The organism is Streptomyces sp. NPDC037290, from assembly GCF_055603245.1.
The window spans coordinates 628502-643687 of record NZ_JBVJVZ010000005.1; the positions used below are offsets into that span (position 1 = coordinate 628502).

A 15186-nucleotide genomic window follows, 5' to 3' on the forward strand; every position below is an offset into this window, starting at 1 on the left:
CCCGTCATCGGGCCCGACGAGGCCGTCGTGCACGACTGTCGTACGGCGGCGAAGGCGTGGTGGCACCGCGAGCACCCTCTCGCCCACGCCCCGAGGGAAAACCCCGGGGCGGACCCTGCCGCCCCGCCGACCAGTGGGGCGGCCCCATGCTGGACATCACCCTCATCCGACAGCACCCCGAACGCGTCCGCGCGGCCCTGGCCAAACGCGGCCTGGACGTGGACCTCGACACCTTCCTCGCCCTCGACGAACGGCTGCGCGCGGCCCGTACGGCCCTGGAGCGGCTGCGCGGCGAACGGCGCCGCGTCTCGGCGGGCGTCGCGGCCCTGCGCCGGGCGGGCGAACCGGCGGGCGAACCGCTCGCCCGGGCCGCGGAACTGGCCGACCGGGTCGCGCGGGCCGCCGCCGCGCACGGCCGGCTGGCGGCGCAGCACCGGGAGTTCCTCGACGCCCTGCCCAACCTCCCCGACCCGGACGTCCCCGCGGGCGGCAAGGAGCACAACGAGGTCGTCCGCACCGAGGGCACCCGGCCGGAGTTCGGCTTCCCGCCCCGGGACCACGTACGGCTCACCCAGGACCTGGGCCTGGTCGACCACCGGCGCGGAGCCGCGCTCGCCGGCAGCGGCCACTGGGTCTACCGGGGCGAGGGCGCCGCACTGGAGTGGGCGCTGCTCAACCACTTCCTGGACAGCCACCGCCGCGCCGGTTACACCTTCGTGCTGCCGCCCCACCTGCTCAGCTGGCAGGCCGGCTACACCGCGGGCCAGTTCCCGAAGTTCGCGGACGACGTCTTCGTCACGGACCGCGCGCCCGACGGCCGTCCCGAGCGGTTCCTGCTGCCCACCGCCGAGACCGCGCTCGCCGCCCTGCACCACGACGAGACCCTGGACGAGCGCGAGCTGCCCCTCAAATACGTGGCCTACACGCCCTGTTACCGCAAGGAGGCCGGCGGCTACCGCACCGCCGAGCGGGGCACCCTGCGCGGGCACCAGTTCAACAAGGTCGAACTGTTCCAGCTCACCCGGCCCGCCGACTCGGACGCGGCCCAGCGTGAACTCCTGGCCCGTGCCGAGGAACTGGTCACGGAACTCGGCCTGCACCACCGGGTCACCCGGCTCGCCGCCGGGGACACCAGCGCGGCCCAGGCCCGGACGTACGACGTCGAGGTCTGGCTGCCCAGCCTGGGCACCTACACGGAGGTCAGCTCGGTGTCGAACGCCCGCGACTACCAGGCCCGGCGCGGTGGGATCCGGTACCGCCCGGCGGGTGGCGGCAGGGCGGCGTACGTCCACACCCTCAACGCCTCGGGCCTGGCCACCAGCCGTCTGGTGCCGGCGCTCCTGGAACGGCACCAGCGGCCCGACGGCACCGTCGCCGTCCCCGAGGTGCTGCGGCGCTGGGGGCTGCCGGAGGTGCTGCGCAGGCCGTAGACCCCGACAGCACCCTCCACTCCAGCCACGCGTCACACACGCCGGATCGCCACAACTCCGGCGTGTGATGCGTCTTCCCTCCTCACGACGCCGGGCGTACCTTGACGGCCGAATCTGATGTGCCGTCAGGAAACGCCGTTGAGCCGTCATCGAAATTGTCGTCAGGAATGAATGGGGTGGACCGACCGTGTCGTACCCGAAACGAACCGCCGCGCTCGCGTCCGCCGCGGCCCTGGCCGGGTCGGCGGTGCTGCTGTCCGCGCCCGCGGCCCACGCCGACGTCGTCGACGTCAACTACCGCTGCCAGACGCCGATCGGTGTCAAGAGCGCCGTCTCGCCGATCGACATCAAGGGCGTCAAGAGCGGCAGCGGCTACCGGATCACCATGTCCTGGCAGAAGGGCGTCTCCTCCAGCCCGGTCGAGCTGGGCAAGGGCGCGATGAGCCCGAGCGCCACCATCGCGCTGGGTGGCGCCGACAGCGGCACGCTCCCGGTCAGCGGGCCGCCCAACGCGGCCGCGATCCCCGCCAACACCCCCATCAAGATCAGCGACCTGAGCGGGACGTACACCCCGAGGAAGACCGGCAAGGTCACCTTCACGCCGGGCACGCTCGTCATCAAGGCGCTCGGTACGACGACGACGTGCACACCGGCCAACAGCCCCCAGCCGGCACTGGCCCTGGACGTGACCGCGGCCGGCGGTTCTTCCGGCGGCTCCGCCTCGTCGTCCTCCTCCTCGGGCGGCGCCCCCGCCGGCGGACAGCTCCCGCAGACCGGACCCGAGGACTCCGCGATCGCCCTCGGCACGCTCGGCGGCACGGTACTCCTGACCGGTGCGGCGGGCGCCCTGTGGCTGACCCGGCGCGGGCAGCCGGTACGCCGCTGACCCGCCGAGGTCACAGGGCCGCAAGGCCCCGCCGAAAGCCAGGACCCGCTGCACCCAGGCCCCGCTGGAGCCGCCCATGCCGTCCGCCGCCCCCGCACCGATCCGTCACACACCGCTCCGCCACCGCCGCCGATACGCGCCCCGGGCCCGCGCCGCCCTGCCCGCGGCCCTGTGCCTGTACGCCGCGCTGGGCACCTCGCTGTGCGCCGCGCCCCGCGCCTCGGCCGCCGCGGGCTGGTCCGTCGCGCCCGCGGGCGGTGGCCGTCCGTCCTTCTACACCGAGGGCACCCCGGGGACGGTCCTGCAGGACACGGTGTCCGTCACCAACCCGGGCCGGGCGCCGGTCGTCGTACGGCTGTCCGGCACCGGTCTGCGGACCGTCTTCGCCGACAGGGCGGGCAACGGGCTGCGCGTCTCGGCCCGCACCCGTGCCGAGGTGCCCTTCACGGTGACCGTGCCGGCCGGGGCGGCGCCCGGCGACCGCTCCGGTGCCGTCGTGGCACGGGACACGCGCGGGCACACGGCGACCGTCCCGATCCGGCTGCGCGTCGGCGGCCCCGCGGTCGCCGCGCTGACCGTCGAACACCTCGCCGTGCACGCCGACCGCATCACATACGAGCTGGTCAACCGCGGTACGACCGTTCTCGTGCCGAGGCTCGCGGTGCGCGCGGACGGCGTCCTCGGCCCGGTCCTGGAGCGCGCTCCCCGCACCCTCCCCGTCCAACTGCGCCCCGGTGCGCGCCAGAAGCTCACCGAACCCTGGCCCGACCGGCCCGAGCTGGACGCCGTCGACGTACGGCTGACGGTCACGGCGCGGGGCGGAGCGCACGACACGGCGACCGCGTCGGCCCGGTTCGTGCCCTGGCAGGCGGTGGCGGCCACGGGCGGCGCGCTGCTGCTGGGGACGAGCGCGCTGCTCGCCGTACGCGCACGCCGGCGCCGTACCCCGTACGACGGCCGGGCAGCCGGTGTCCCTGCGCTGACGGAAGGCGCGGTGAAGTGAGCGGGAAGGCATGGAATCCGCGGTGGGCGGCGGTGGCGGCGGTGCTCGCGCTGCTGCTCCTGCCGCTCGACGGGCCCGCTGACGCGGCGGGCCGGCCCGCCGTCACGTTGTCGGCCTCCCAGGCCGGTAGCGGAGGCTCGGTCACCGTCCGGGGGAGCGGCTGGCGGTCGCACACCCTGCTGATGCTGTTGGTGTGCGGGCGGGCCACACCGGCCCGGGGTGTCATCGGCGGCACCAACTCCTGTGCCAACGGCGACGGCCGGGCCGTGACCACCGACGCCCGGGGCGCCTTCAGCCGGAAACTCCCGGTCGCCGAACCGCCCGTGCCCTGCCCCTGCGTGGTGCACGTGGCCACCGTCACCGGCGCCGAGGCGGAGGCGGACGCCGTCCTGCAGGTCGCCGGGCACCCCGTCGCCCCGCTGCCCGCGGAGCGGTCCGGGGGGCGGCTGGCGATCCTGTCCGACACCCGGCTGACCGGGTCGAGCGGTCTGCTCACCTGGTTCGGGGCGCCGCCGAGCCGCACCCTGGTCCTCACCGTCGGCAACACCGGCACCGGCACGATCAAGGACCCGGTCTTCCAGGTCGGTTCCGCGCACGGCGTCTTCGCACCGCAGTGGGACGACCGGCAGTGGCACGGCACCCTGGCGCCGGGCAGGCGGGCCGAGGTCAGCCTGCCCGTCGAGCTGTCCGCCGGGGCGCACGGCGACTACACCGTGTCCCTGAAGTACGGCGGCAGGGTCCTCGCCGAGCAGCCGTGGGGCGTGGGCCGCCCCTGGGGCGTGACGCTGTTCTGGCTCCTGCTCTGCCTGGTGGTCCCCGCCGCGCTGTTCCGCACCGGCATGGCGGTGGTGGACCGGGTACGGCCGCGCCGGCCCGGCGGTGCCCGCCGCGGCGGCGCCGCGCGCCTTCCCCGGCCGGCCCTGCGGCTGACCCGCTCCCGTGGCACCCGCACCCCCGAACCGCCCCCCATGAACCCGACCCTGCCGTGGTTCGCCCCGGACTCCGTCCCGGGCGACCCGGCCGGCCGGCTCTCCGCACCGCACACCGACAGCCCGTCGAGTCCTACGACTCCCACCACGAAGGGACCCACGTGAGCATCCGAAGGAGAGGGACGGCCGCGGGCGCCGCGCTGGCGCTGAGCGGTGCGGGCGTCCTGCTGGGCCTCGCCACGAGCCCCGCGCAGGCGGCCGAGGTGGCGTACGCCACCCACTGTGTGCCACCGGCGGGCATCAGCCCCGTCGACGGCACCACGAAGGTCGAGATCACCGCGCCCGCCACGGCGAAGGTCGGTGACACGGTGGACGTCGTGTGGAAGTTCGTCCAGGCCGCGTCCAAGAACCCGGACATCATCGACCTGCCCGCCAACTCGGTCCAGCCGTCCGGGGTGCTGAAGGCGGCCGGCGCGCAGACCGCCGACATCGCGATGCAGGGGACGCGCACGAACCCCGCCATCCCCAAGGGCGGCGAGATGGTGCTGTCCGACATGAAGGGCAGCGTCAAGCTGACGGCGGCCGGCGAGGTGACGCTGACGCCGGACGCGTACACCGTGAACGCGATGTCGACGGACACCACATGCACGCCGAAGGAGACCGTGCAGAAGGCGGCGACGATCCAGGTGACGGGCGGCGGCACGGCCAGCTCGACCCCGACGCAGTCGAGCACCCCCACCCACTCGGCCACTCCGACGGCCACCGCGAGCGGCGGCGGCCAGACCGACTTCACCGGCAAGGAGGTGCAGATCCCCTACGCCTGCAAGACCCCGATCGGCGACAAGAACGCGACCTCGCCGGTGCAGATCAACGCCAAGCGGGACGGAGGGAACTTCAACCTCACCGTGCAGTTCAAGAAGTCGGTGATGAACAGCCCCGCCGACATCCCGAAGGACTCCGTGAAGCCGTCCATGGAGGTGGTGCTGGGTGGCGCCGACAAGGGCACCGTGCATGTGGAGGGGCCGGCCAACGCCGATCCCATCAAGTCCGGTGACCCGATCGACATCCCCGACCTCACCGGCACCTACAAGCCCGGCGCGAGCGGCACCTCGACGCTGTCCCCGGGCGTCCTGACGGTCAAGGCGCTCGGCACGACCACGACGTGCACACCGACGAAGACGGAGGTCTCGCTCACCCTGGACACCAGCGGGCAGCCGGGCGGCGCGTCCGGCGGCACGTCCACCTCCGGAGGCACGTCCACCTCCGGCGGCTCGACCGGCGGCGGCACCAGCGGCGGCTCCGGCTCCGGCGGCCTCGCCGAGACCGGCGCGAGCGACCACGGCGCCCTGAAGGCGCTGGGCCTGGTGGCGGGCACGGCGATCCTGCTGGGCGGCGCGGTGTTCACGTTCATGCCGGGACGCAGGACACGCTAGTTGCGGACGCACGAAGAGGGCCGCCGCACCCCATGGATGCGGCGGCCCTCTCCCGGCCGAACCGGACGACTAGTGCACGTCGCCCATCAGCTTGTTGACCTTGTTGCGGTACACCCACACCGCGACACCCGCGAGCACCGCGAGCACGGCCTCCAGGGCGACGAAGCCCATCTTGTCGAGGTTCACGCCGCCTATGGCCGGGTTGGACACCAGCGCGGTGATCGAGTCGCCCGCGGTGACGGCGAGGAACCACACACCCATCATCTGGGAGGCGTACTTCTTCGGCGCCATCTTCGTCGTCACGGACAGGCCGACCGGGGACAGCGTCAGCTCACCGATGGTCTGCACGAAGTAGATCGCGACCAGCCACATCGCCGCGGCCTTGTGACCGCCCTCGGCGATCGACAGCGGGGCGAGGAAGAGGAAGAAGGACGCACCGATCAGCACCAGGCCGGAGGCGAACTTCACGATCGTGCTCGGCTCCTTGCCGCGCCGGTTCAGCCACAGCCACGCCCAGGCGAAGACCGGGGCAAGGGCCATGATCATGACCGGGTTGACCGACTGGTACCAGGAGACCGGGAACGTCCAGCCGGCGATCGAGTTCTTGGCCGAGCCGTCCGCGAACAGCGACAGGGTCGAACCACCCTGGTCGTAGATCATCCAGAAGACCGCGGCGGCGACGAAGAACCAGATGTACGCCCGCACCTTCGACTTCTCGGTCGAGTCCAGGTCCTTGTCGCGCAGCATCCGGGCGATGACCAGGATCGGCACGATCAGACCGATGACGGTGAGCGGGATCAGCGCCCAGTTCAGGGTGAAGTGGCCGGTGCCGCCGACGACGCCGTAGAAGACGGCGGCGATCGCCAGCCAGATCAGGCCCTTGCGCAGGGTGGCGGACTTCTCGTCGGCCGTGAGCGGCGTCGGGACGTCGCTGCTCTTCTCGCTCAGGTGACGGCCGCCCAGGAGGTACTGGGCCAGACCCAGCGCCATGCCGAGCGCGGCGAGCGCGAAGCCGAGGTGCCAGTTGACGTTCTCACCGACGGTGCCGATGACCAGCGGCGCGACGAAGGCACCGACGTTGATGCCGATGTAGAAGAGGGTGAAGCCACCGTCCCGGCGGGGGTCATCCGCACCCTTGTAGAGGTGGCCGACCATCGTGGAGATGTTGGCCTTCAGCAGACCCGAACCGATGGCGACGAGAGCCAGGCCGACGAAGAAGCTGGCGGCCACGGGGAGCGCGAGGCACAGGTGGCCGAGCATGATGATCAGGCCCGCGACGGCGACCGTCTTGCGGGGGCCGAGCACGCGGTCGGCGAACCAGCCGCCGGGGAGGGCGAGCAGGTACACGAGCGACACGTACACCGAGTAGATCGCGGTCGCCGTGCCCGCGCTCAGGTGCAGGCCGCCCGGGGCCACCAGGTACAGCGGGAGCAGGGCCCTCATGCCGTAGTAGGAGAATCGCTCCCACATCTCGGTCATGAAGAGAGTGGCCAGGCCGCGGGGGTGGCCGAAGAAGGTCTTCTCGGAACCGGGGGTGCCCGGGCGGACCGAGTCCTTCGTCAGGCTGGACGCCATGGTCGTTCCTTGCTGGTCGGGACGCGCTGCTGGAGCGTTGCGCGCCCGGTGGGGGTGCGGCCGGCACCGGCAGGGTCGGTCGTCCACCCCCAACGCCCAGGGGAGTCCGTTCCCGGATCACGGGAGCGGCGGACGGCGACCACCGGGATCCACGCCCCCACGCGACGATGCGTCCGGGGCCCGGCCAGAGGTCATTCCTTTCAAGGCTGGTGTTCACCAGCCCGCACACAAAAGAGACCCTCAGCGTCAAGTGCTCGCCAAAGGTCCCCGGTGTGCTACAGGCGTTCAGGTCACCATACGGCAGGACACTGCCTGATATGGAAGGACTTGAGACGCGGATCACAGGTGTCGGGGGAACCGCGGAAGGCGAATCGAAGGTCTCTCCTACGATCGCATCCCCGGACCAATGGTTCGTACCAGCAGCGTACGAAGGTAAGAGTTCCTCGAAGCGATCACACCCCAGCACCGTGCGCGGGCGGTCTACCATCACTCCATGACCCGTGTACTGCTCGCCGAGGACGACGCGTCCATCTCGGAGCCGCTGGCCCGCGCCCTGCGCCGGGAAGGTTACGAGGTCGAGGTGCGCGAGGACGGACCCACCGCGCTCGACGCCGGAATGCAGGGCGGCGTCGACCTCGTCGTACTGGACCTGGGCCTGCCGGGCATGGACGGCCTGGAGGTCGCCCGCCGGCTGCGGGCCGACGGCCACACCGTGCCGATCCTCATCCTGACCGCGCGGGCCGACGAGGTGGACACCGTCGTCGGCCTGGACGCGGGCGCCGACGACTACGTCACCAAGCCCTTCCGGCTCGCCGAACTGCTCGCCCGGGTACGGGCGCTGCTCCGGCGCGGTGCCGCCGAGCCGCAGCAGCCGCCGGCCACGCACGGGGTGCGGATCGACGTCGAGTCGCACCGGGCGTGGATGGGCGACGAGGAACTGCAGCTCACGGCCAAGGAGTTCGACCTGCTGCGGGTGCTGGTGCGGGACGCCGGCCGGGTCGTCACACGCGACCAGCTGATGCGCGAGGTCTGGGACACCACGTGGTGGTCGTCCACCAAGACCCTGGACATGCACATCTCCTGGCTGCGCAAGAAGCTCGGCGACGACGCGGCGAACCCCCGCTACATCGCCACGGTACGAGGCGTGGGCTTCCGCTTCGAGAAGAGCTGAGCCCCTGCCGGGGACGCAGCGATCACCCCAGGTAACGGATCATGCGCCGACGTCTCATCCAGTCCACCCTCGCCGTCGTCCTCGTGGTGATCGCCGTCTTCGGGATCTCCCTGGTGATCGTCGAGACACGGACGATCAGCAACAGTGCCCAGGAGCGGGTGGAGTCCGAGGCGGTGCGGCTGGCCAGCATCGTGGACAGCCGGATCCTCGCCGCCGAGAACGTCAACGCGGACGTGCTGCGCAACCCGGTCAGCAAGGACCAGTACGCGGTGATCAGCCTGCCCGGCAGGGCGCCGATAGAGATCGGCACCAAGCCCCAGGGTGATGTGATCCACGCCACGCAGACGGGCGAGGAGGGCGAGACGGTCACCGTGCAGGAGCCGCGCTCCGCGGTGACCCGCGAGGTCGGCCGGACCCTGCTGGTCATCGGTCTGGTGGCGCTGCTCGCGGTGGTCGCGGCCGTGCTGCTCGCCGTACGGCAGGCCAACCGGCTCGCCTCCCCGCTGACCGACCTCGCCGAGACCGCCGAACGGCTCGGATCCGGCGACCCGCGCCCGCGGCACAAGCGGTACGGGGTGCCCGAGCTCGACCGGGTCGCCGATGTGCTGGACTCCTCCGCCGAGCGGATCGGGCGCATGCTGACCGCCGAGCGGCGCCTCGCGGCCGACGCCTCCCACCAACTGCGCACCCCGCTGACCGCGCTGTCCATGCGGCTCGAGGAGATCACCCTCAACGACGACCCGGACATCGTGAAGGAAGAGGCGAACGTCGCGCTCACCCAGGTCGAGCGGCTCACCGACGTGGTCGAGCGGCTGCTGACCAACTCCCGCGACCCGCGCACCGGCTCCGCCGTCACCTTCGACCTGGACGAGGTCATCCAGCAGCAGCTCGCCGAGTGGCGGCCCGCCTACCGCAGCGCCGGCCGGGCCATCGTCAGCTCCGGCAAGCGGCACCTGCAGGCCGTCGGCACGCCGGGAGCGGTCGCCCAGGTGCTGGCCGCGCTGATCGAGAACTCGCTCATGCACGGCGGCGGCACGGTCGCGCTGCGCACCCGGGTCACCGGCAACCAGGCCGTGATCGAGGTCACCGACGAGGGCCCCGGCGTCCCGGCCGACCTCGGCGCGCGGATCTTCGAGCGGACGATCAGCGGACGGAACTCCACCGGGATCGGCCTGGCCGTCGCCCGTGACCTCGCCGAGGCCGACGGCGGCCGCCTTGAGCTGCTGCAGGCCCAGCCGCCGGTGTTCGGGTTGTTCCTGTCGCGTACGCCACCGACGCGGAAGACGGAGGAGGAACTGCCGACGGTCCGGTGACGGCCGTTCTACGGCACGCGCTGCGACTTCGGCTCGGGCTCCGGGTGGGGCCTCTTGGCCTCGGCCACCAGGATCGACTCGGCCTCCTGCGCGGGCATGGCCCGGAACACCCAGGTGCGGTACGACCAGAAGCGGAAGAGGGTCGCGACGCCGATGCCGACGAACTTGAAGACGTTGCTCTGCAGCGGGCTGTCCCAGCCGAAGCCGTAGGTCGCCGCGTACAGCACGCCGTTCTCGATCACCAGGCCGATCGCGCTGAAGAACAGGAAGAGCGTGAGCTCCTTGGTGCGGCCGCCTCTGTCGCGGTCCCGGTACGTCCAGTAACGGAACCCGACGTAGTTGAACGCGATGGCGACGACGGTCGCGATGATGCTGGCGCGCACCACCGGCAGGTCGGAGACGTGCCGGACCAGGTTGAACGCGCCGAGGTTGACGAAGATGCCCGCAACGCCGACGGTGCCGAACTTGGCCACCTCGCGTACGAGCCGTTGCAGCCCCGAGGAACGAGGTTCCATGGCTGTGCAGCTCCCGTCGGTAGGTTTCGTCAGCCCCGCCATGCTATCCGGGTGAATCCACTGCCGCCTGTGCACAAGCCCAAGACCAGGAAACAGATCGGAAAGAGGGTGGAAAGCGACCGGTAAGAGTTCATGAGAGGGACGCGATCCGGCCCCGGCGGCGTGGCCGATACGCTAGGGGTGTGACGTTCCCGGTAGTCGGCATGGTCGGCGGGGGGCAGCTCGCGCGTATGACGCACGAGGCGGGCATCCCGTTGGGCATCAGGTTCAAGCTTCTCAGTGACACCCCTCAGGATTCCGCGGCGCAGGTCGTGAGCGATGTCGTCGTCGGCGACTATCGCGACCTGGACACGCTGCGTGAGTTCGCGCGCGGGTGCGACGTGATCACCTTCGATCACGAACATGTACCCACCGAGCATCTCCGGGCCTTGGAGGCGGACGGCATCCCCGTGCGCCCGGGGCCCGACGCGCTGGTGCACGCCCAGGACAAGGGCGTGATGCGCGCGAAGCTCGACGCGATCGGCATCCCGTGCCCACGGCACCGCATCGTGACCGACCCGGAGGACGTGGTCCGGTTCGCGGCCGAGGGGGACGGCTTCCCGGTCGTCCTGAAGACCGTGCGCGGCGGCTACGACGGCAAGGGCGTGTGGGTCGTGGAGTCCGCAGAGGAAGCCATGGACCCCTTCCGCGCGGGCGTCGCGGTCCTCGCCGAGGAGAAGGTCGACTACGTCCGCGAGCTGGCCGCCAACGTCGTACGCTCCCCGCACGGCCAGGCCGTCGCCTACCCGGTGGTGGAGTCGCAGCAGGTCCACGGCGTGTGCGACACGGTGATAGCCCCGGCCCCCGGCCTGGACGAGTCCCTCGCGCTGCAGGCCGAGCAGATGGCGCTGACCATCGCCAAGGAACTCGGCGTCGTCGGGCACCTCGCCGTCGAGCTGTTCCAGACCCGCGACGGCCGCATCCTCGTCAACGAACTGGCGATGCGCCCGCACAACTCCGGCCACTGGACCCAGGACGGCGCGATCACCTCGCAGTTCGCCAACCACGTCCGCGCGGTCCTCGACCTCCCGCTCGGCGACCCGCGCCCGCGCGCCCCGTGGACCGTGATGGTCAACGTCCTGGGCGGCGACTACCCGGACATGTACTCCGCGTACTTGCACTGCATGGCCCGCGACCCCAAGCTCAAGATCCACATGTACGGCAAGGACGTGAAGCCCGGCCGCAAGGTCGGACACGTCAACACCTACGGCGACGACCTCGACGACGTGCTGGAGCGCGCCCGTCACGCAGCCGGCTACCTGAGAGGCACCATCACCGAATGAGCACCGCTGCCGGCCCTGTCGTGGGCATCGTCATGGGGTCGGACTCCGACTGGCCCGTCATGGAGGCCGCCGCCAAGGCCCTGGACGAGTTCGAGATCCCCTACGAGGTCGACGTCGTCTCCGCGCACCGCATGCCCCGCGAGATGATCACGTACGGTGAGCAGGCCGCCGACCGCGGCCTGAAGGTGATCATCGCCGGTGCGGGCGGTGCCGCCCACCTGCCCGGCATGCTCGCCTCCGTGACCCCGCTGCCGGTCATCGGCGTGCCCGTGCCGCTGAAGTACCTCGACGGCATGGACTCCCTGCTTTCCATCGTGCAGATGCCGGCCGGCGTCCCGGTGGCCACCGTCTCCGTCGCCGGTGCCCGCAACGCGGGACTCCTTGCGGCCCGCATGCTCGCCGCGTACGACGAGGACCTGCTGCACAAGATGCGCGACTTCCAGCAGGACCTCAACGACCAGGCCACCGAGAAGGGCAAGCGGCTGCGCTCGAAGGTCGAGGGCGCCGGCAGCGGCTTCGGCTTCGGGAAGTGACGCCGATGACCTCCCTCGACGAGGCCCGCGCGCTGCTGCGCGAGTTCCCGGTCGTCGACGGCCACAACGACCTGCCGTGGGCACTGCGCAAGAAGGCCGGCTACGACCTCGACACGCTCGACATCGCCGCCCCTCAGAACACGCAGCTGCACACCGACCTCCCGCGGCTGCGCGAGGGCGGCGTCGGCGCGCAGTACTGGTCGGTGTACGTGCCCAGCGAGCAGCCCGACCCGGTGGCGGCGACGCTGGAGCAGATCGACTGCGTACGGCGGCTGCTCGCCCGCTACCCGGCGGACCTGGCGCCCGCGCTGACCGCCGCGGACATGGAGGCGGCCCGCCGGGACGGCCGTATCGCCTCCCTGATGGGCGCCGAGGGCGGCCACTCCATCGCCAACTCGCTCGGCACCCTGCGCGGCCTGTACGCGCTCGGCGTGCGCTACATGACGCTCACCCACAACTCCAACGTGGACTGGGCGGACTCCGCGACCGACGAGCCGAGGGCCGGCGGCCTGACCGCCTTCGGCCGCGAGGTCGTCCGCGAGATGAACCGGCTCGGCATGCTGGTCGACCTCTCGCACGTGGCGGCGACGACCATGCGGGACGCGCTGGACGCGACCTCCGCGCCGGTGCTCTTCTCCCACTCCTCCGCCCGCGCGGTCTGCGACCACCCGCGCAACATCCCCGACGACGTCCTGGAGCGGCTCCCCGCCAACGGCGGGGTGGCCATGGTGACGTTCGTGCCCAAGTTCGTGCTCCAGGCGGCCGTCGACTGGACGGCCGCGGCCGACGAGAACCTGCGCGCCCACGGCCTCCACCACCTGGACACCGGCGCCGAGGCGATGAAGCTGCACCGCGCCTTCGAGGAGCGCACCCCGCGCCCCGTCGCCACGGTGTCCACGGTCGCGGACCATCTGGACCACATGCGCGAGGCGGCCGGCATCGACCACCTGGGCATCGGCGGCGACTACGACGGCACCGCGTTCACCCCGGACGGCCTGAGCGACGTCTCCGGCTACCCGAACCTGCTCGCCGAGCTGCTGGACCGCGGCTGGTCCCGGGCCGACCTGGCCAAGCTGACCTGGCAGAACGCGGTGCGGGTGCTGGGCGCGGCGCAGGACGTGGCCCGCGACCTTCAGGCCACCCGCGCGCCCTCCCTCGCCACCATCGAGGCGCTGGACGGCTGATCCGCGAGCGTGGGGCAGTCGCCGTAGCCCTGCGCCCCGCAGACGTACATGAAGTACCGGTCCCGGACCGGGTTGAGGGGCGCCCGAAGGCGCAGCCGCTCGACCAGGTCCGGGTCGGCGTGCGCGTGCGGATCGGGACAGTCGAGCACGACGGAACGGAAGCGGGCGACGGACGTCATGGTGTCCTCCTTCGGACGGCTCGGCCGGCGCACGGACCGAACGGGTGCCCGGCCGGACCGGCGTACACACGCCAAGGAGAAGTAAGACACAGGGAGTTCAACGGCCACGTATGTGCCCGGTGGTGCAGAATGCGGAAAGACGCCGGTTCGGCCGACTGAGCCTCGGCCGAACCGGCGTCACCCGTAGATCCTCAGGCCGTCGGCCGCCCCATCGCCCGGTACGTCCAGCCCGCCCGGCGCCACAGCTCGGGCTCGAGCGTGTTGCGGCCGTCCAGGATCACCCGGTCCGCCGCGACCTCGCCGAGCGCCGCCGGGTCCAGCTCACGGAACTCCCGCCACTCGGTCAGGTGCAGGACGACATCGGCGCCCCGGACCGCTTCCAGCGCCGAGCCGGCGTACCCCAGGGTGGGGAAGAGCCGGCGGGCGTTGTCCATGCCCTTCGGGTCGTACACCGTGACCTGCCCGCCCTGGAGGTGGATCTGGCCCGCCACGTTCAGCGCGGGCGAGTCACGGACGTCGTCCGAGTCGGGCTTGAACGTGGCACCGAGCACCGCGACCCGCTTGCCGAGGAAGGAACCGCCGCCGAGCGCCTCCCGGGCCATCTCCACCATCTGGCCGCGCCGGCGCATGTTGATGGAGTCGATCTCCCGCAGGAACGTCAGCGCCTGGTCCGCGCCCAGCTCACCCGCCCGCGCCATGAACGCCCGGATGTCCTTGGGCAGACAGCCCCCGCCGAAGCCGATCCCGGCACGCAGGAACTTCGCCCCGATCCGGTCGTCGTGCCCGATGGCCTCCGCCAGCCTCGCCACGTCACCGCCCGCGGCCTCGCACACCTCCGCCATCGCGTTGATGAAGGAGATCTTCGTGGCGAGGAACGAGTTCGCGGCCGTCTTCACCAGCTCGGCGGTCGGGAAGTCCGTCACCACGAACGGCGTGCCCTCGCCGACCGGCGTCGCGTACACCTCACGCAGCAGCTTCTCGGCGCGCTCACTGCGCACGCCCACCACGATCCGGTCCGGGTGCAGGGTGTCCTGCACGGCGAAGCCCTCGCGCAGGAACTCCGGGTTCCAGGCCAGCTCGGCGTCCGCGCCCGCCGGGGCGTGCTCGGCGAGATAGCCGGCCAGCCGGTCGGCGGAGCCCACCGGCACGGTCGACTTGCCGACGACGAGGGCCGGGCCGTGCAGATGCGGGGCGAGCGAGGAGATCGCGGCGTCGACGTACGACATGTCGGCCGCGTACTCCCCGTGCCGCTGCGGGGTGTTCACGCACACGAAGTGGACGTCACCGAAGGCCCCGGCCTCGGCCCAGTCCGTGGTGAACCGCAACCGCCCGGTGGACCCCTCGAAGCCCCCCACGTGCTTCCGCAGCAGCTCCTCGAGCCCCGGCTCGTACATCGGGGTCTCGCCGCGCTCCAGCATCGCGATCTTCTCGGGTACGACGTCGAGTCCCAGCACCTCGAAGCCCAGCTCGGCCATGGCCGCGGCGTGCGTGGCGCCGAGATAGCCGGTGCCGATCACGGTGATCTTCAGGCTCATGGGTGCGCTCCAGCTCGGGGTCCGTCTCGTGCGGTGCCCGAGCATAGCCGGGCCCTCCACCGGGCAATTTCCCTGCTGTCGCGTAGCTCACGTAGGCGCCCCGTCGGCGGCCCTCTAAAATTTGAGTTACTTAACGGTAATTAGCGTCAGTATCACTGCGTCTTTGGAGCGTGAGAGA

Annotated in this window: 14 protein-coding genes; 10 read left to right on the forward strand and 4 right to left on the reverse strand. The window is 71.8% G+C overall.

The genetic code is table 11. From position 1 onward, the window contains the following. The first annotated feature begins 146 nt into the window (after positions 1–146). The 5 genes from serS (at position 147) to ACZ7HQ_RS21585 (ending at position 5681) form a co-directional block, all read left to right on the forward strand. Positions 147–1430 (forward strand): serine--tRNA ligase, encoded by a 1284-nt coding sequence (gene serS / locus ACZ7HQ_RS21565; protein WP_470992076.1) that lies wholly within the window; start codon positions 147–149, stop codon positions 1428–1430. Between the two features lie 187 nt (positions 1431–1617). Next, positions 1618–2316, forward strand: coding sequence for an LPXTG cell wall anchor domain-containing protein (locus tag ACZ7HQ_RS21570; RefSeq protein ID WP_470992079.1), 699 nt, complete (start codon positions 1618–1620; stop codon positions 2314–2316). A 76-nt stretch (positions 2317–2392) separates the two neighbouring features. Continuing rightward, positions 2393–3319 carry a COG1470 family protein gene (locus ACZ7HQ_RS21575; protein WP_470992081.1) on the forward strand — a complete coding sequence of 309 codons (927 nt, stop codon included), beginning with the start codon at positions 2393–2395 and terminating at the stop codon, positions 3317–3319. After that, positions 3316–4413: a hypothetical protein gene (locus ACZ7HQ_RS21580; protein WP_470992084.1), complete on the forward strand. Its 1098-nt coding sequence runs from the start codon at positions 3316–3318 to the stop codon at positions 4411–4413. The genes ACZ7HQ_RS21575 and ACZ7HQ_RS21580 overlap by 4 nt, the downstream gene beginning before the upstream one ends. Further along, the gene (locus ACZ7HQ_RS21585; RefSeq protein WP_470992087.1) at positions 4410–5681 is read left to right on the forward strand and encodes a hypothetical protein; all 1272 of its coding nucleotides are present in this window, start codon (positions 4410–4412) and stop codon (positions 5679–5681) included. Before ACZ7HQ_RS21580 ends, ACZ7HQ_RS21585 begins: the two co-directional genes overlap by 4 nt. A gap of 69 nt (positions 5682–5750) precedes the next feature. Here ACZ7HQ_RS21585 and ACZ7HQ_RS21590 read toward each other — a convergent pair whose 3' ends face one another. Next, complete coding sequence (locus ACZ7HQ_RS21590) at positions 5751–7256, reverse strand: peptide MFS transporter (RefSeq protein ID WP_470992090.1); 1506 nt, start codon at positions 7254–7256, stop codon at positions 5751–5753. Between the two features lie 493 nt (positions 7257–7749). On the opposite strand from ACZ7HQ_RS21590, the gene ACZ7HQ_RS21595 reads away from it, so the two are divergent. Together ACZ7HQ_RS21595 and ACZ7HQ_RS21600 are read left to right on the forward strand one after the other, a co-directional pair. Continuing rightward, a complete protein-coding gene (locus tag ACZ7HQ_RS21595) occupies positions 7750–8427 on the forward strand; it encodes a response regulator transcription factor (protein ID WP_020940464.1) in 678 nt (225 codons plus the stop codon). A 41-nt stretch (positions 8428–8468) separates the two neighbouring features. Next, positions 8469–9740, forward strand: a complete 1272-nt coding sequence (locus ACZ7HQ_RS21600; RefSeq protein ID WP_470992093.1) for an ATP-binding protein — start codon at positions 8469–8471, stop codon at positions 9738–9740. 8 nt (positions 9741–9748) lie between these two features. On the opposite strand, the gene ACZ7HQ_RS21605 is transcribed toward ACZ7HQ_RS21600, so the two are convergent. Further along, positions 9749–10255 (reverse strand): GtrA family protein, encoded by a 507-nt coding sequence (locus ACZ7HQ_RS21605; RefSeq protein WP_470992096.1) that lies wholly within the window; start codon positions 10253–10255, stop codon positions 9749–9751. Positions 10256–10437: 182 nt separating this feature from the next. Here ACZ7HQ_RS21605 and ACZ7HQ_RS21610 point away from each other — a divergent pair, with 182 nt between their 5' ends. The 3 genes from ACZ7HQ_RS21610 to ACZ7HQ_RS21620 are packed head-to-tail and all read left to right on the forward strand — an operon-like array spanning position 10438 to position 13294. Then, positions 10438–11577 (forward strand): 5-(carboxyamino)imidazole ribonucleotide synthase, encoded by a 1140-nt coding sequence (locus ACZ7HQ_RS21610; protein WP_470992099.1) that lies wholly within the window; start codon positions 10438–10440, stop codon positions 11575–11577. Continuing rightward, positions 11574–12110 carry a 5-(carboxyamino)imidazole ribonucleotide mutase gene (gene purE / locus ACZ7HQ_RS21615; protein ID WP_470992102.1) on the forward strand — a complete coding sequence of 179 codons (537 nt, stop codon included), beginning with the start codon at positions 11574–11576 and terminating at the stop codon, positions 12108–12110. Before ACZ7HQ_RS21610 ends, purE begins: the two co-directional genes overlap by 4 nt. Positions 12111–12115: 5 nt before the next feature. Continuing rightward, positions 12116–13294 (forward strand): dipeptidase, encoded by a 1179-nt coding sequence (locus ACZ7HQ_RS21620; RefSeq protein WP_470992105.1) that lies wholly within the window; start codon positions 12116–12118, stop codon positions 13292–13294. Here ACZ7HQ_RS21620 and ACZ7HQ_RS21625 read toward each other — a convergent pair. Together ACZ7HQ_RS21625 and ACZ7HQ_RS21630 are read right to left on the reverse strand one after the other, a co-directional pair. Further along, positions 13243–13473 (reverse strand): hypothetical protein, encoded by a 231-nt coding sequence (locus ACZ7HQ_RS21625; protein ID WP_470992107.1) that lies wholly within the window; start codon positions 13471–13473, stop codon positions 13243–13245. The genes ACZ7HQ_RS21620 and ACZ7HQ_RS21625 overlap by 52 nt on opposite strands. Before the next feature lie 191 nt (positions 13474–13664). After that, entirely contained in the window at positions 13665–15008 is a 1344-nt protein-coding gene (locus tag ACZ7HQ_RS21630) for a UDP-glucose dehydrogenase family protein (RefSeq protein ID WP_470992110.1), read from the reverse strand. Positions 15009–15186 lie beyond the last annotated feature (178 nt).